The following is a 15,980-nucleotide window of genomic DNA, read 5'->3' as shown; positions in this document are numbered from 1 at the left end:
GCCGGTTGCCGGCGGGATGCGGGAAGCTGCGCACGGACACGGAATGCGGATTCATTCATCGGATAATTGCGATAACTTTATGAACAAAAAACGTTTACTCCTTTTTTTGTGGTGCCTGTCGGCAGCCTTCAGTGCTTTGGCCGACGAGGGCATGTGGCTGCCGAGCCTTATCGGACGGCAGGTGGACGACATGAAAGCCAAGGGCTTCCGGCTTACGGCCGAAGACATTTACAGCGTGAATCAGGCGTCGCTGAAAGATGCCGTGGTGCTTTTCGGACGCGGCTGTACGGGCGAGTTGGTGTCGCCCGAGGGACTGCTGCTGACCAACCATCACTGCGGATACGGCCAGATACAGAGCCACAGCAGCCTGCAGCACGACTACCTGACCGACGGCTTCTGGGCCATGTCGCGGGAGGAGGAGCTTCCGAATCCCGGCCTGACGGTATCGTTTCTCGTCCGGATGGAGGATGTGACCGACCGGGTGCTTGCGGGCGTGAAGGACGATATGGATGAAACGCGCCGCCAAAAGAAGATAGCGGCCAATATCGAACGGGTGAAGGAACGGGCCTTGAAGGAATATAAGGGACAGAAGGGATACGAAGTCTCGGTGGAATCGCTCTATTACGGCAACCAGTATTTCCTTTTCCTGTTCCGTACCTACGGCGACGTGCGGCTCGTGGGTGCTCCGCCCTCGGCCATCGGTAAGTTCGGCGGCGATACGGACAACTGGATGTGGCCCCGTCATACGGGCGATTTCTCCGTGTTCCGCATCTATGCGGATGCCGACAACCAGCCGGCGGACTACTCTCCGGACAACGTTCCCTACCGTCCCCGGCACTGGTTTCCGGTTTCCACGGCGGGAATGGACGAGGGCGATTTCACGTTCGTTTACGGCTGTCCCGGTTCGACGCGCGAATACGTGACGTCCGACCATGTGGCCCGCGTTATGGCGTCGAATCCGAATAAAATCAGAATGCGCACCGAGCGGCTGGACATTATCAATGCGGCCATGGCCGCCGACCCTGCGGTACGGATAAAGTACGCCTCCAAGGCGGCCAACATAGCCAATGCCTGGAAAAAATGGCAGGGTGAGAGCCTCGGACTGGAACGCCTTGGTACGCTCGGAAAGAAACGCGCCTATGAGGAGCGCTTCGCCCGGTGGGCCGCCGGACAGCCGGAGTATGCGGGGGTACTGGAGCGTCTGCGGAGCGCTTACGAGGCCGGCAACGGGGCTTCGTATGCAGCGGATTTCTATACGGAGGGAATTTTCTCCATCGAACTGATGAGCCTTGCCAACTATGTGACCGTCGCTCTGGAAGCGGGGGAGATGCCTGTCGTTCCCGGGCTGTTCTACAAGGATTATGAACCGGAGATAGACCGGCAGGTGGCCTGTGCCCTCGTTCGGGAATTCGCGGAGCATGTCCCCGCCGTCTTCATGCCCGACGGTTTCGCCGAAGGGCTTGCCGAAGCCGGTGGCGTGGAAGAGTATGTCGGTCGGCTGTTCGACCGTTCCGCACTGGCGGACAGTGCACGGCTGGCGGCACTGACGGCCCTACCGCGCAAGGAGGCTGTCGCCGCGCTGACTGCCGACCCCGCCGTGGAGTTCTATGCGATGTTCGCCGACACCTACCGGCAGCGGATAAGTCCCGTGCTGGAGGAGGCCGACCGGACGCTGGCCCGCGAGTACCGCACTTATATGCGCGGACAGATGGAGTTCGAACCTGAGCGGAATTTTTACCCGGATGCCAATCTGACACTGCGCGTGGCATACGGTGCCGTCGAGGGGTACAATCCCGAAGACGGCGTCCGGCACCTGCCTGTCACCACGCTGGAGGGTATTATCGCCAAGGACAATCCCGATATCTACGATTACGACGTACCCGATGCACTGCGCCGTTGTTACGAGGAGAAGGATTATGGACGCTGGGCGGTGAACGTCGGGACGGAAGAGGAACCGTATTACACCGTGCCGGTAGCCTTTCTGGCTACGAACCATACCACGGGCGGCAATTCGGGCAGTCCGGTGCTGAACGGCGACGGTGAACTGGTGGGTATCAATTTCGACCGAACATGGCTCAGCACCATGAGCGACCTCGAATTCGACCCGGCCATGTGCCGGAATATTTCGGTAGATATCCGTTACGTGCTCTTCGTGATAGAGAAGATAGGAGGAGCGGGCTATCTTATCGACGAGATGACGCTCCGATAGCGTATCCGGACCGGCCGTCCGGAGAGGGGGCGGCCGTCCGTTTTGACAGGACAATCGATTGAAATATAAGTAAAATGTTTATGAAAAGATTTCGTTTCGCAGCCTTTTGTGCCGCCCTTCTCGCCTTTACCGCCTGCGATGTCGTGAAGCAGGCCGAAGGTCTCTACAACATGACGCAGTGCGAGTATGAATACGATTCGGTCACCGACCTGTCGCTTGCCGGGGTCAATCTTTCCGGAGAACTGACACCCCTGCAAATCGCCCGGCTGCTCGGCGTGCTCGGCGGCGGGGCTTCGGAACTGCCCATGGGGTTCGACCTGAATCTCGGCATCTCCAACCCCAACTCATCGGCGGCGCAGATAGGTGCCATGGATTACATCCTGGAAATAGACGGGATACGGTTTACTTCCGGCAGTGTCAGTGAGGGGATTCGCGTCGATGCGCAGGACAGCGGCGTCTTCCCGATACGGATGGATTTCGATATAGCGGGCCTGCTTACGGGCGACTCTTCGGCTGCCGCCCTCAATGCCGTGAAGAATTTCGTGGGCATCGGAACGGAGCCTTCGCAGGTGACGCTGCAGATAAAGCCGTCGGTGAATATCGGCGGTTACACCATTCCCGTTCCGGTCTATATCCCCGTATCGTTCAGTTTCGGCGGTGCGGCCGGAAAGTAGGGAACCGCTCTTTGCGACCGGGCCGGTCAGGGCGGAGGCCGGTCTTCATCCATGCAGGATTCGGCGGTAGAGAAAATAATAACATGTGCAGGACGGCTTTCAAAAGCCGTCCTGCACATGTTTATTCGGGGCACGGTTATCGGAGCAGCAGGTAGGCGATGTAACCGATGTACAGTGCCAGGAACAGGGCTCCGTCGGCTCGGTTGATGCGCTGCCCGCGGAAAGTGTAGACGGAGAGCAGGAGCATGAGGGCCGCTGCCAGCGGTGCGAGGATGTCTGTCGGATGGAGACCCGTGACGTCCAGCGGAGCGACTATCGAGGAGATGCCCAGAATGAGGCATATATTGAATATGTTGGAACCGATGACGTTGCCCAGCGCGAGCTGCGTGTTGCCCTTAATTGCCGCGACGATTGCCGTGGCGAGTTCGGGCAGCGAGGTTCCTACGGCCACCATCGTGATGGCGATGACGGTTTCGCTGACGCCGAGCGACAATGCGATGCCGCTCGCGCCGCCGACGAACCACCGTCCGCCGAAAGCAAGTCCCGCGATGCCGAACAGAATGAGCAGGACGGATTTCCACAAGGCCGGACGGGAGCCGGTCTCTGCCGCCTGTGCCGTTTCCGTTCGCCCTTTGGCTGCTGTCCGGAAAGAGTAAGCCATGTAGCCGGCGAAGAGTGCGAGCAGCAGGATACCCTTCCACCAGGTGATGACACCGCCGGTGGGGTAGTGCCGGAAAGTGAATCCGAAACACATGAAGAAGAGGACGAGTGTGACGAGGATGTTGTACGGAATGTCTATCCGTTTGGTGGCGGGACTGATGCTGATGGGCTGTATCAGGGATGCCGCTCCGAGTATCAGCAGCGTATTGGCCAGGTTCGAACCGACGACATTGCCTATCGCCATGCCTCCTTTGCCTTCGATACCCGCGATGAGGCTCACGACCAGCTCCGGCATCGAGGTGCCGATGCCCACGATGGTGAGTCCGATGAGAAATTCGGGCATCCGGTAGCGTTTGGCGACCGCTACCGCGCCGTTGACCAGGCAGTCGGCCCCCGCGATGACGAGGACGAGTCCCAGAATCAGTAAGAGTACGTTCATGGTATTTTCTTTCGGGGTTTAACCTTGCCGGACGATTCCGGATATATAGCTGAAAAGTTCTTTCGGGATGTCGTTCCGGCCCACGCGTGAGAGCGTGCGGAAACCGGCGTTGCCGTTCACTTCGTTCACCGTGAAACCGTCGCCGCGGAACAGCAGGTCGATACCCGCGAATTCGGCCCCCGTCGCCGCTGCGCTCTCCACGGCAAGTCGGGCCGCCTCTTCGGGTAGGTCGAAGGCCCGGACGCTGCCGCCCTGCGAATAGTTGGAGAGAAACGAGGTCTGGGAATAGCGCATGACCGCTCCGATGGCCCGGCCGCCGATGACCCATACCCTCACGTCGCGGCCGCTGCTTTCGGCGATGAACTCCTGGCAGATGCAGTGCCGTCCGCACTGCTCCACGGCGGAGGCCATCTCCCTCGCGCCGTTCACGAGGTAGACGTCCTCGCCTTTGGCGCCGTCCGTCCGTTTGACGATGAAACGGGCGCTGCCGAAGCGTTCGGCCAGTTCCGGATAGGCATATTCGGCCCCCTCGGCATAGACCGTGGCGGGAGTGGGCAGACCGGCCGCGACGAGCACCTCATGCGTCAGCATTTTGTTTTTGCATAGCTCCATGGCGGCGGCCGTGTTTATCACTCGGACTCCGAGCCGTTCGAAGTAGCGCGAAAGAACAGTGTCGTAGGTCCGCATGATGACGAATTCCGGCATCTGGACGACTTCCCTCCCTTTGTGGAAGATGCCGCAGCGGGTGCCGTAAACGACGGAAAGCTCTTCGACGAAGAGCACCTCCAGCCGCATGCCGGCCGCTGCCGCCTCGCCGACGAGCCAGCCGAAAGCGTTGTCGCTGCGGTCGGCGGTGTAACGCGGGTATATTATCCAACCTGTGACGGGTTCCATGGTCTGCATAAGCGAATGACAAAAGTAACCCATTTTCCCGATACGGAACCTTTTCCGTCTGCTAAAACGGCAACCCGTTCCGGAGAATTTCGGCCGGAAAGGGAAATAAATATATGGACGGCGGCACGTAGGTCGGATACGTGCCGCCGTGCGGAGTTCCGTTTTCGTGAGGGATTATTTGCCTATTTTCTTGTGAATTTCATCGCAGGGAATTTCCCTCGTACAGAAGAACCAGTCGTAGCATTTGACACCGCTGTCGGCTTTCTGCGATTTCTCCCAGCGCTCTTCGACTCCCTTCATGTTGCCGGGATTGGGGTCTATCACCTCGTCGCCGGGCCGCCAGTCGGCCGGAAGGGCCACGTTGAAGGCATCCACCGTCTGTAGGCCGATGAGTACCCGTTTTATCTCGTCGAAGTTCCGGCCGAGAGCCAGCGGATAGTAGATTATCGTGCGGATGATTCCTTTCGGGTCGATGAAGAAGACGGCGCGGACAGCCTTGGTTTCGCTTTCGCCAGGCTGTATCATGCCGTACAGTCTGGATACGTTCATGGATACGTCGTCGATGAGGGGAAACTGCACTTCGATGTTGTCCATATCGCGGAAATGCATCCGTTCCCTGATGGTGCGCAGCCATGCGATATGGCTCGACAGCCCGTCCACGGAAAGTCCCACCAGTTGGCAATTGAGTTCCTCGAACTCTTTCTGCATCTTGCCGAAGGTCATGAACTCCGAGGTGCAGACCGGGGTGAAGTCCGCCGGATGGCTGAACAGGATTATCCAACGGCCGCTGTAATCGACCGGAAAGTTTATCGTACCCTGAGTGGTTGCCGCCCGGAAAGCCGGTGCGGGGTCGCCGATGCGAGGCATCATGTTCATTTCGTTTTCCATAATAAAAGCTGTTTTGATGAATGCGTTCTTGTTTTGGTTAGGTGTGGCAAAGACTGTGCCTGTTGTCGGCTACAGGGCATCCTGTTTGTCAGGTAAATATTGATGGCGGCATAACGATTTCCTATGGCCCGGGCGGTTGCGGCCCGCTGCGGCTCTTCCCGTCGTCCGGAAGTTTTTCGCTGCGGACGACAGTTTTGTACGCATTTTGTACATTCACCGGACAGACGCCGTCCGTCGGCAGACGGAACGGTTTTGAAATTAACAAAACATATCGGATTATGAAAGAGAAAGAGAACGGGAAAAAAGGCTGCGGTTGCGGCTGCGATTTCAAGAAAGAGGTGGAAGGCCTCGTAAAGGATGGCAAGAAACCCACCGTAGAGGAGCGTCTGGAAAAGAAACGCGAAGTGGAGGCGGCTTTCGGCAGAAAAGAGGAGGAGCATAAATAGCCTTTCCGACCTATCGCCCTGCCCGGAGGGGGTACGGGCCGCGGTGCCGCCGCAGCGGGAATTTCGGTTCCGGGCGGCGGCATCCTTGTGTCCGGGAGCGGTGGTTCGGGCCGGTGCGCGGGAGGAGGTTGGTGGCATGTGTCGTGAGCGGGGCTTCGGCGAGGTGTGTGACCGTATTTTTGCAGGAAATTCGGAACCGACGGTACGCATCCTGTGCCGATTCGCTATTTTTGCAGGAAAGAGGGCCCCGACGTCCGGAGGGGCGGCCGTATGATAAGAACGTATTGGGACATACTCGGCAGGTACAAGTGGAGCATCGTGGTGTGCCCCGTGCTCGTATTGGTCTTCGTCGTCTGCGAGACGCTCCAGCCCATGCTGATGGCGCGCATCGTGGACGAGGGAGTCATGCACCGCGACATCGCGGTCGTTACCCGCATCGGTATCTGGATGCTCGGTATCTCGGTGGCGGGGCTGCTCGCCAACATCACGAATGTGTTCGTCTCTTCCAACGCTTCCGTCGGATTCGCTACGGAGCTGCGTTCGAGACTGTTCCGCAAGATACAGGAGTTCTCCTTCGCCGAAATGGACAAATTCAACTCCGCTTCGCTCATCACGCGTCTGACGGGCGATGTCACGCGCCTGCAACAGGTCGTGCTGCTCGGATTGCGCATCCTGCTCCGTTCGCCGATGATGCTCGTGATGGCCTTCTTTTATGTGGTGCGGATAGATTCCGGCCTTGCACTGATAGTGGCCGGAGCCATACCCGTGCTCGGAATAAGCGTATATCTGATTCTGCGTAAGGGATTTCCCTATTTTCTGAAGATGCAGCAGAAGGTGGATGCCGTGAACGCCGTCGTGAGGGAGAACCTGATAAACATGCGGGTGGTGAAATCGTTCGTGCGCGAGAGATACGAGTCGCGCAAGTTTTCGGCAAGCAACCGGGATTTGTGCGACGTGTCGGTGAAGGCGTCCAACATCATCGTGACGATATTCCCCGTGATGCAGCTCGTGTTGAACCTTTCGGTGATTGTGGTGCTCTGGGTGGGGGGAGAGCGGGTGGCGGCCGGAAGACTGCAGGTCGGCGAGCTCGTTTCGCTGGTGAACTATCTCATGCAGATACTGATGTCGCTGATGATGCTCTCCATGATAATCATGAACATCGCCCGTGCGTCGGCCTCTTCCGACCGTGTGTTGGAGGTGCTCGGTACGGAGCCTTCGCTGAAGGACTCGCCGGGCGCTTCGGCAGTCGTTCGCCGCGGTGCCGTCGAGTTCCGCAACGTTTCTTTCCGGTACGGTGGCGGCGAGACCGACGTGCTCCACGGCATCTCGTTCAGCGTTGCGCCGGGCATGACGGTGGCTGTGGCGGGAGCGACCGGTTCCGGCAAGAGTACGCTGTTGCAGCTTGTTCCGCGTCTTTACGACACGACCGGCGGCGAAGTGCTCATCGACGGGACGGATGTACGCGACTATCCTCTGGCACAGCTTCATGCGCAGGTGGGGATGGTGTTGCAGAACAACGTCCTCTTCAGCGGTACGATAGCCGATAACCTGCGCTGGGGCAGGGAGGATGCCTCCCCGGCGGAGATGGAAGCCGCTGCCCGGGCGGCGCAGGCCCACGATTTCGTCATGTCGTTCCCGGACGGGTACGATACGGTGCTGGGGCGCGGCGGGGTGAATCTCTCCGGCGGGCAGAAGCAGCGGCTCTGTATTGCCCGTGCGCTGCTGCGCCGGCCGAAAATCCTCCTGCTCGACGACAGTACGAGCGCTGTGGATACCGAAACGGAGCTGAAGATACGCCGCGGCCTGCGGGAGTACCTCGGGGAGGGGACGACGGTTTTCGTTTCGACGCAGCGGGTGAAAACGATGGAGGAGGCGGACAGGGTACTGGTGCTCGACGACGGGAAGGTGGAGTCGTACGGTACGCCGGCCCGGCTGAAGGAGGATTCGGCCGTGTACAGAGAGATATTCAATTCACAGCAACTTACATTCTGAGCGATATGGTACACGGCAGAAGAGAGAAGGGTGCGGCGGGGCCGAAGGAGGGCCGAAAAACGTTCCGGCGCCTGGTCGCGTACCTTGCGCGTAGCAAGGGGGAGCTCGCTGTGGTGCTGGTGCTCGTGGTGATTACGATAGCCTCCAGCCTCGTGGGGTCGTATATGCTCAGGCCGATAATCAACGATTACATCATGCCGGGCGACGTGTCGGGTCTGATGCGTATGCTGGCGGTACTTGCGGCAGTCTATCTCGCAGGAGTCGTTGCGGCCGCGCTGCAGTACAGGATGCTTAACCGGATAGGACAGCGGACGGCAGCCCGCCTGCGGATGGACCTCTTCCGAAAGATGGAGACCCTGCCCGTGCGTTATTTCGATACGCATCCGCACGGTGATGTGATGAGCCGTTACACGAACGACATGGACCGAGTGACGGAGGGGCTGACCGATAACCTGGCCGATATGCTCTCTGCCGTGCTTTCGCTTGCGGGCATTTTCGTCCTCATGCTCGTCATCAGTCCTCTCCTGACGCTCGCCATGTTCGTCGTGGTACCCTTGATGCTCCTGTTCGCCAATCTCATATCCCGTCGCAGCCGCAGGTATTTCGCTGCCCAGCAGGGAACGCTCGGGCAGGTGAACGGTTACATCGAGGAGATGATAAGCGGCCAGAAAGTGGTGAAGGTATTCGGACACGAGCGGCAGGCAGAGTCGGGGTTCGAGGTGCTGAACGGGGAACTGAATGCCAAGTCGCGCCGGGCACAGCTCTATTCCGGCATGATGATGCCCGTGATGCAGAATCTCAACACGCTGAATTTCGTGGTCGTCACGATAGTGGGGGCGCTGCTCGCCATTTACAGGGGATTCGATGTAGGAGGTCTGGCCGTGTTTCTGCAGTATTCGCGGCAGTTCGGACGCCCCATTACGGATATCGCATCGCTCTACAACAATATTCAGGCGGCCATTGCCGGTGCCGAACGCATTTTCCAGATTATGGACGAGCCCTCCGAGGCCCCGGATGTGCCGAAAGCGGTGCGCATGGCTTCCGCCCGGGGCGACATCTGCATGAAGGACGTCTGTTTCTCGTACGAACCCGGCAAACCGGTGTTGAAGCATGTGTCGATGCACGTACGTCCCGGCGAACGGATAGGGCTCGTGGGAGCTACCGGGGCCGGCAAGACGACGATACTCAACATGCTGCCGCGGTTTTATGATATCGCGTCGGGCGAAATAACCATCGACGGGGTGCGCATCGAATGTATTGCGCGGGACGACCTGCGCAGGCTGCTCGCCATCGTGCTGCAGGATACCCATCTCTTTACGGGAACGGTAGCCGACAATATCCGGTTCGGCAACCTCGATGCGACGGATGACGACATTGTCCGTGCGGCGAAGCTGACCTCTGCCCACTCCTTCATCAAGCGGCTGCCGCACGGGTACGATACCATGCTGGAGAACGACGGCGAGAACCTGAGCCAGGGACAGCGGCAGTTGCTCAACATTGCCCGTGCCGCGGTTGCGAATCCCTCCGTACTGTTGCTCGACGAGGCGACCAGCAACATTGATACCCGGAGCGAAATGCTCATTCAGCGCGGGTTGGATAAACTGATGGAGGGGCGGACGAGTTTCGTGATAGCCCACCGGCTCTCCACCGTGCGTACCCTCGACCGTATCCTCGTCCTCGAAAACGGAGAAATCATCGAGGAGGGGAACCATGCCGAATTGATGGCCCGCAAGGGGTACTATTATCGGCTCTACTGCAATCAGTTCGAGTAACTCTGTGCCTTTTCCCGTGCCTCTGGCGGAGCTCTTCCGTATCGCTGTCCGGGGAGGGGAGGAGATACGGTCCGGCTGGTACGGTGTTTGCTCCCCTTGATGGCAGATACGATTAATATCCGAGATTATGAAAGCGATTGTGATGCACGGCCCCGGACTGGCCGATGAACTGTTTTATGAAAGCGCACCGAAACCGACCCCGGGAGTCGGGCGCGTATTGGTGAAGGTACATGCGGCTTCCGTGAACCAGATAGATTGGAAACGGGCTTCCGGACGGGCCGGAGGTACCCTGACTCCTGCTTTCCCCTGGATACCGGGGATGGATTTCGCCGGAACGGTCGAGGCGGTCGGCGACGGAGCAGAGGGCTTTGAGGCGGGCGATATGGTGTTCGGCTGTACTGACGGCGGAGCCTATGCCGAATATGTCGAGGCTGACCCGGCGCAGCTGGTCGTCAAACCGATGGAGTTCTCCTATGTGGATGCTGCAGCTGCGGCCTATGTATCGCAGACCGCCTGGCAGGCGCTTTACCGTCATGGCAGGCTGGGGAAGGGGCAGCGTGTGCTGATACACGGCGCAGCCGGTGCGGTCGGCGCATTCGCCGTGCAGTTCGCACGCTATACCGAAGCGGAGGTTTATGCCACGGCCGCCGGGCGCGACCGCGATTTCGTCCTTTCGCTGGGGGCGGACGTATTCATCGATTACCGTACCGAGGATTTTGCTGCGGTTGCACGTGACATGGACCTTGTCATTGACTTGGTGGGGGGCGACACGCTCGCACGTTCCTACGGCGTGGTACGGCCCGGAGGCCGGCTTGTGACACTGGTCGGAAAAGCGGAGGAAGAGTTGGCTCGCGAATGCGGTATCGAAGCTGTCTCCATGGGGGTTGAACCCAACGCCCGCGACCTGGCCCGTATCGCGGAGCTTGTCGAGGGACATCATGTGACTGTGGATATAGCTGCCGTTTTCTGGCTGCGGGATGCCTGCAAGGCGTGGAACTATGTGCTCGACCCGAACCCCGGCCGCCGAGTACACGGTAAAGTCGTGCTTCAAGTGGTATAACCGGGAGAGAGGCAACGACCGGTGCGGATGGCCGGACTGAAAAGAGCGGAACTTGCATAAGCAAGTTCCGCTCTTTTCAGTCCGTGCTGTCGCGTTTATTGCATGGCGAACGTCTCGCTGTCGGAGAGAATCGGGCTGTTGAGACGGTACTCCTTGTCATCGGCGTAGATGAAGAGGACGGCTCCCTCCTTTATGGTGTCTATGATTTTGTCGCTTATCTCTTTCGGCAGGGAGGGACAGCCGAAACTGCGGCCGAGCCGGCCCGCCGTGTTCAGGAACGCTTTCGTACAGTAATCCGCGCCGTGGATGACGATGGCCCGTTCATATGCCTTGTCGTTGATGCCCGGTTCGAGTCCGTCGAGCCTTAGCGAATAACCGTTGCGGCCCTGATAGGTGTTCAGCGTCAGGTAGAATCCGAGCGAACTCTGGTGCGAACCGGGGGTGTTGGAGAAGGAGGTGGCATAGGTGTCACCGCTGCCGCGCCCGTGGGCCACGAGGGATTTGTAGAGCAGCCTGCGGTTTTTCATGTCGATGACGTAAAGCCGTTCCTGTGTAGACGGCTTGCTGAAATCCACGAATACGAGAATCTCCTTTTTCCGGGAATCTATCCGTTCGTAGCCGGTAAGCGCTTCGTCGAATGCGGCGTACGATACCTCTCCCTCCATGCCCGTGGTTTCGTACAGGGTCTTGTGGAGGTCGCGTGCGGTACTTTCCGCCGCTGCGGATACGGTACCGTCGGCCGGTACCTTGCCCGAAGAGCAGAGGAGCAGGCTCCCCGCTATTGCCGAAACCGTTAGTAATATTCTGCGTATTCCCATCGTGCAACAGGTATGAAGAGTTAGGGTAGTCCCCCTAACGAATCGGTATATTCAACTGTTCGGGTATGCCGGTAACACCGGACATTTCCGTCAATAGCTTGGTGCGGTATCGTTCCGACATCTTGTCGGCCAATTATTTATATAGCCCCTCATCGGGTCGATACCGCCTAACGCCACGGGGAAGGCGGTTGTTATCTTTCGTCTCTCCGGAACGTCGTTTCGGCCGGTTGCCGGACGTCGGCCGTTCCCTCCGCATGTCAATCCATTTTGAGGACGGCGAGGAATGCCGACTGCGGTACCTCCACGTTTCCTATCTGGCGCATGCGCTTCTTGCCTTTCTTCTGTTTCTCCAGCAGTTTGCGCTTGCGGGAGATGTCGCCGCCGTAACATTTGGCGGTCACGTCCTTGCGGACGGCCTTGATGGTCTCGCGGGCGATGATTTTCGCTCCGATGGCCGCCTGCACCGCGATGTCGAACTGCTGGCGCGGGATGAGCTCCTTGAGCTTCTCGCACATGCGTCGGCCGAAATCGTAGGCGTGGTCCTGATAGATGAGCGACGAGAGCGCATCCACCGGTTCGCCGTTCAACAGGATATCGAGCTTCGCCAGGCGGCTCTCGCGGTACCCCGTCTGGTGGTAGTCGAACGAGGCGTAACCGCGTGAGATGCTCTTCAGCTTGTCGTAAAAATCGAATACGATTTCCGACAGCGGCATGTCGAACGTCACCTCCACCCGGTCCTGCGAGATGAATACCTGATTGCGGAGCGAGCCGCGCTTGTCGATGCAGAGCTTGATGACGTTGCCCAAGTAATCGCTCTTGGTGATGATTTGGGCTTCGATGTATGGTTCCTCTATTTTGTCCACCATGGTCGGTTCCGGCAGCCCCGAAGGATTGTGTACGTAAACCGTTTCGCCCTTTTTCGTCGTCACCCGGTACGATACGTTGGGTACGGTGGTGATGACGTCCATGTCGAATTCGCGGTAGAGGCGCTCCTGGATGATTTCCATGTGGAGCAGGCCGAGGAAGCCGCAGCGGAAACCGAATCCGAGGGCGAGGGAGCTTTCCGGGTCGAACGTGAGCGAGGCGTCGTTGAGCTGGAGCTTCTCCAGCGAGGCGCGCAGGTCTTCGTACTGATCGGCCTCCACGGGATAGACGCCCGCGAAGACCATCGGTTTCACATCCTCGAAACCGGCTATCGCTTCGGTGCTGGGGTTTTCTACGTGGGTTATCGTATCGCCCACCTTCACCTCGCGGGAGTTCTTGATGCCCGATATGATGTAGCCCACGTCACCCGCCCGGATTTCCTGCCGGGGGGCGAGTTTCAGTTTTAGAACGCCGATTTCATCGGCGTCGTATTCGTGACCCGTGTTGATGAACTTCACCGCATCGCCCGTGCGGAGCGTCCCGTTGAAGATGCGGAAGTAGGCGATGATGCCGCGGAAAGGGTTGAATACCGAATCGAAAATAAGCGCCTGCAGGGGAGCCTTCTCGTCGCCTTTCGGGGCGGGAACGCGCTCCACGATGGCTTCGAGTATTTCGTCCACCCCCTGGCCCGTGCGGCCCGATGCGGCGATGATTTCCTCGTGGCTGCACCCCAGCAGGTCGGCTATCTGGTCCTTGACCTCTTCGACCATGGCAGCCTCCATGTCTATCTTGTTGACGACGGGAATGATTTCGAGGTCGTGTCCGAGAGCGAGATAGAGGTTGGAGATGGTCTGTGCCTGTATCCCCTGCGTGGCATCCACGATAAGCAGCGCCCCTTCGCACGAGGCGATGGCACGGGATACCTCATAGGAGAAGTCCACATGGCCGGGCGTGTCGATGAGGTTGAGGATGTATTTCTCGCCGCCGCGCTCGTACTCCATCTGGATGGCGTGGCTCTTTATCGTGATGCCCTTTTCGCGCTCCAGCTCCATGTCGTCGAGTACCTGCGCCTGCAGGTCGCGCTGCGATACGGTGTTGGTCGCTTCGAGCAGCCGGTCGGCAATGGTGCTTTTGCCGTGGTCTATATGGGCTATGATGCAGAAGTTCCTGATGTTCTTCATGAATCGGATATAGGGGTTTAAGTGCCTGCGGGCCCCCTTTGCCCGAAAGCGGGCCTAAAACGGACGGGGGAATACAACGGCATGCAAAGTTAATTAATTTTGCAGGATTAATGAAATACGCCCGGATATGAATAACGTAGTTTCCCGTTACGCATCGCTCGTCAAGTTCTCGCATACCGTTTTCGCCATGCCGTTCGCCCTGCTGTCCTATGTCTATGCCCTGGTGAGTACCGCTGTGCCGTTCGACTGGCTGCTGCTCGTCAAGATTCTGCTCTGCATGGTATTCGCCCGCAACGCTGCCATGGGGTTCAACCGCTGGGCGGACCGCGACATCGACGCGAAGAATCCCCGTACGGCAGGCCGGGAGATACCCGCCGGGAAGATTACCCCGCGTGCGGCGCTGGCGTTCGTCATCGGGAACTGTGTGGCGTTCGTCGCCGCGGCGGCTTGGATAAACTGCCTCGCCCTCTGGCTGTCGCCCGTGGCGCTCGCCGTGCTGCTGGGCTACAGTCTGACCAAGCGCTTCACCGCGTGGTCGCATGTGGTGCTGGGCCTGGCGCTCGCCATTGCACCCGTGGGGGCCTATATTGCTGTGACGGGCAGCGTCGCGCTCTTCCCCGTGCTGCTTGCCGTAGCCGTATTGACCTGGACGGCGGGTTTCGATATCCTCTATTCACTGCAGGACGCCTCTTTCGACCGCAGCAACGGACTGCATTCCGTCCCTGCACGCTTCTCCGCCGTGCACTCCACGCTCATCAGTATCCTGCTGCATGTGTTTGCCGTGGCAGCCGTCGCGGTGCTCGGTGCACTTTACCGCCTCGGCGTCTGGTATTGGGTGGGATTCGGGCTTTTTACGGCGGTACTCGTCGTGCAGCATGTGCTTTACCGTCCCTCGCGCATCGACCGGATAGGAGCGTCGTTCGGACTCGTGAACGGTCTGGCGAGCGTCAGTTATGCGGCCATGTCGATTGTCGCCCTGCTGACCGCATAGGCTGCGGAACGGCCCGAAAGGAAAGGGCGGCGGTAATCTTACCGCCGCCCTTTCCTTTCGGGCCGTTTGCCTGTCGGCGCGTCAGTTCTGGACATTGCGCTTAGCCTCCATCAGGATGGTGAATGCGCGGTGGATGTCGTGGTCGCCGACGACTATTGTGAATTCGTTGGCGGTGCTGATGACCTCCACGATGTTGATGTTGTCCCAGGCGAGCTCCTTGAACAGGTAGTAATAGACACCGGGACATGCCGTATTCTCCGAGGGAAGCCGGACGGTGATGAGCGACAGGTTGGTGTTCGAACTGATGATGCGTTCGTTGGCGAAGAGCTCCTTCACGAGGGGTACGATGGAGTCGCTCACCACGAGCGTCGTCTCGTAGATGCCCTGCGAGAAGGTGCAGAATACGTTCTTCAGCGAATGCACTTCGTTCAGCAGGCGTGCCTGCAGGCCGTAAAGCGTCGAAGTGTTGAGGAACGTGAAATCGGAGAGGTTGGAACGTACCACGATGTCGCCCATGTTCTCCACCACGTTCTTTATCTTCATGGCCGACATAAGTTCCAGCCGCGGAACGAGCCTGTTGAGCGCCATGATTACGGCACTGTCGTTCACCGTCTTGCCTATTCTTTCTTCCACTTCCGGCTTTATCTGGCGGGCCAGTGCCGAAAGGTTGATGAGTCCGTCAACCAATGCCCCTTCGAGGAAAGGTTTCTTTTTGACTACTTCTTCTACTGCTACAGGTATCGATATCATATTAATTTAATATTGTGTTTTGTGGTACAGACAGAATGCCATGTGTTCGTTTAAAAAGCTATTGTGGAAAATTACACCCGCCTATTATCTGGATGCAAAAAAAATAAATTTCACTAACAAATCAAAATATTTGCATGTTTTTCTCCATTTAAAAATGGAATTCGGTTCGCACCTGTTATAAAAGAGGTGTTCTGTTCCGTATCGCTGTCTGGTGGAATGTTTTTTTGTGGAATGATGTGGTTGTAAATTTACATGTAAAATTAAAATTGCCGTATGTCGTTTATCGCCAGGAGTTTTCCCTCGCCTTTCAAAGAAACGAAAAAAACGGTCGGTTCGTCTGCG

The 15,980-nt window shown here is 58.3% G+C and carries 13 protein-coding genes; 7 read left to right on the top strand and 6 right to left on the bottom strand.

What is annotated here, in order from left to right; genetic code table 11:
* Window positions 1-79: 79 nt before the first annotated feature.
* Together BQ5361_RS05315 and BQ5361_RS05310 are read left to right on the top strand one after the other, a co-directional pair.
* Window positions 80-2,209 carry a S46 family peptidase gene (locus tag BQ5361_RS05315; protein WP_052130999.1) on the top strand — a complete coding sequence of 710 codons (2,130 nt, stop codon included), beginning with the start codon at window positions 80-82 and terminating at the stop codon, window positions 2,207-2,209.
* 80 nt (window positions 2,210-2,289) lie between these two features.
* On the top strand, window positions 2,290-2,883 hold the full coding sequence (locus BQ5361_RS05310; protein WP_022064292.1) for an LEA type 2 family protein: 594 nt from the start codon (window positions 2,290-2,292) through the stop codon (window positions 2,881-2,883).
* 136 nt (window positions 2,884-3,019) lie between these two features.
* Here BQ5361_RS05310 and BQ5361_RS05305 read toward each other — a convergent pair whose 3' ends face one another.
* The 3 genes from BQ5361_RS05305 to BQ5361_RS05295 all read right to left on the bottom strand — a co-directional run bounded on the left by BQ5361_RS05305 (window position 3,020) and on the right by BQ5361_RS05295 (window position 5,764).
* Complete coding sequence (locus tag BQ5361_RS05305) at window positions 3,020-3,982, bottom strand: calcium/sodium antiporter (RefSeq protein ID WP_022064291.1); 963 nt, start codon at window positions 3,980-3,982, stop codon at window positions 3,020-3,022.
* 18 nt (window positions 3,983-4,000) lie between these two features.
* Window positions 4,001-4,876, bottom strand: a complete 876-nt coding sequence (locus tag BQ5361_RS05300; RefSeq protein ID WP_161940430.1) for an ATP-grasp domain-containing protein — start codon at window positions 4,874-4,876, stop codon at window positions 4,001-4,003.
* Window positions 4,877-5,050: 174 nt separating this feature from the next.
* Window positions 5,051-5,764 (bottom strand): peroxiredoxin, encoded by a 714-nt coding sequence (locus tag BQ5361_RS05295; RefSeq protein ID WP_022064289.1) that lies wholly within the window; start codon window positions 5,762-5,764, stop codon window positions 5,051-5,053.
* 278 nt (window positions 5,765-6,042) lie between these two features.
* Here BQ5361_RS05295 and BQ5361_RS10855 point away from each other — a divergent pair, with 278 nt between their 5' ends.
* The 4 genes from BQ5361_RS10855 to BQ5361_RS05280 all read left to right on the top strand — a co-directional run bounded on the left by BQ5361_RS10855 (window position 6,043) and on the right by BQ5361_RS05280 (window position 11,034).
* Entirely contained in the window at window positions 6,043-6,210 is a 168-nt protein-coding gene (locus BQ5361_RS10855; protein WP_022064288.1) for a hypothetical protein, read from the top strand.
* A 273-nt stretch (window positions 6,211-6,483) separates the two neighbouring features.
* Window positions 6,484-8,202, top strand: coding sequence for an ABC transporter ATP-binding protein (locus tag BQ5361_RS05290; protein ID WP_035472636.1), 1,719 nt, complete (start codon window positions 6,484-6,486; stop codon window positions 8,200-8,202).
* Window positions 8,203-8,207: 5 nt separating this feature from the next.
* A complete protein-coding gene (locus tag BQ5361_RS05285; RefSeq protein ID WP_035472476.1) occupies window positions 8,208-9,974 on the top strand; it encodes an ABC transporter ATP-binding protein in 1,767 nt (588 codons plus the stop codon).
* Window positions 9,975-10,101: 127 nt separating this feature from the next.
* Window positions 10,102-11,034: an NADP-dependent oxidoreductase gene (locus BQ5361_RS05280; RefSeq protein WP_035472474.1), complete on the top strand. Its 933-nt coding sequence runs from the start codon at window positions 10,102-10,104 to the stop codon at window positions 11,032-11,034.
* A 95-nt stretch (window positions 11,035-11,129) separates the two neighbouring features.
* On the opposite strand, the gene BQ5361_RS05275 is transcribed toward BQ5361_RS05280, so the two are convergent.
* Complete coding sequence (locus tag BQ5361_RS05275; RefSeq protein WP_081976796.1) at window positions 11,130-11,852, bottom strand: murein L,D-transpeptidase catalytic domain family protein; 723 nt, start codon at window positions 11,850-11,852, stop codon at window positions 11,130-11,132.
* 257 nt (window positions 11,853-12,109) lie between these two features.
* Window positions 12,110-13,897: a translation elongation factor 4 gene (gene lepA, locus BQ5361_RS05270; RefSeq protein ID WP_035472472.1), complete on the bottom strand. Its 1,788-nt coding sequence runs from the start codon at window positions 13,895-13,897 to the stop codon at window positions 12,110-12,112.
* A 127-nt stretch (window positions 13,898-14,024) separates the two neighbouring features.
* Here lepA and BQ5361_RS05265 point away from each other — a divergent pair, with 127 nt between their 5' ends.
* Window positions 14,025-14,888, top strand: a complete 864-nt coding sequence (locus tag BQ5361_RS05265) for a UbiA-like polyprenyltransferase (RefSeq protein ID WP_035472470.1) — start codon at window positions 14,025-14,027, stop codon at window positions 14,886-14,888.
* Window positions 14,889-14,969: 81 nt separating this feature from the next.
* Here BQ5361_RS05265 and BQ5361_RS05260 read toward each other — a convergent pair whose 3' ends face one another.
* Window positions 14,970-15,638 (bottom strand): hypothetical protein, encoded by a 669-nt coding sequence (locus BQ5361_RS05260; RefSeq protein ID WP_022064281.1) that lies wholly within the window; start codon window positions 15,636-15,638, stop codon window positions 14,970-14,972.
* Between the last annotated feature and the right edge of the window lie 342 nt (window positions 15,639-15,980).

The organism is Tidjanibacter massiliensis (assembly GCF_900104605.1).
In the GTDB taxonomy this organism is placed as follows: Bacteria; Bacteroidota; Bacteroidia; order Bacteroidales; family Rikenellaceae; genus Tidjanibacter; species Tidjanibacter inops.
The sequence above is the reverse complement of the archived record's forward strand: the minus strand, read 5'-3'. Positions and strand labels throughout refer to the sequence as shown.

Bases quoted from the DNA above. Each gene is read 5' to 3' on its own strand.
- BQ5361_RS05280 (WP_035472474.1), top strand. From the start codon at position 10,102: ATGAAAGCGATTGTGATGCACGGCCCCGGACTGGCCGATGAACTGTTT.
- BQ5361_RS05310 (WP_022064292.1), top strand. From the start codon at position 2,290: ATGAAAAGATTTCGTTTCGCAGCCTTTTGTGCCGCCCTTCTCGCCTTT.
- BQ5361_RS05300 (WP_161940430.1), bottom strand. From the start codon at position 4,876: ATGGAACCCGTCACAGGTTGGATAATATACCCGCGTTACACCGCCGAC.
- lepA (WP_035472472.1), bottom strand. From the start codon at position 13,897: ATGAAGAACATCAGGAACTTCTGCATCATAGCCCATATAGACCACGGC.
- BQ5361_RS05295 (WP_022064289.1), bottom strand. From the start codon at position 5,764: ATGGAAAACGAAATGAACATGATGCCTCGCATCGGCGACCCCGCACCG.
- BQ5361_RS05285 (WP_035472476.1), top strand. From the start codon at position 8,208: ATGGTACACGGCAGAAGAGAGAAGGGTGCGGCGGGGCCGAAGGAGGGC.
- BQ5361_RS05275 (WP_081976796.1), bottom strand. From the start codon at position 11,852: ATGGGAATACGCAGAATATTACTAACGGTTTCGGCAATAGCGGGGAGC.
- BQ5361_RS05265 (WP_035472470.1), top strand. From the start codon at position 14,025: ATGAATAACGTAGTTTCCCGTTACGCATCGCTCGTCAAGTTCTCGCAT.
- BQ5361_RS05305 (WP_022064291.1), bottom strand. From the start codon at position 3,982: ATGAACGTACTCTTACTGATTCTGGGACTCGTCCTCGTCATCGCGGGG.
- BQ5361_RS10855 (WP_022064288.1), top strand. From the start codon at position 6,043: ATGAAAGAGAAAGAGAACGGGAAAAAAGGCTGCGGTTGCGGCTGCGAT.
- BQ5361_RS05315 (WP_052130999.1), top strand. From the start codon at position 80: ATGAACAAAAAACGTTTACTCCTTTTTTTGTGGTGCCTGTCGGCAGCC.
- BQ5361_RS05260 (WP_022064281.1), bottom strand. From the start codon at position 15,638: ATGATATCGATACCTGTAGCAGTAGAAGAAGTAGTCAAAAAGAAACCT.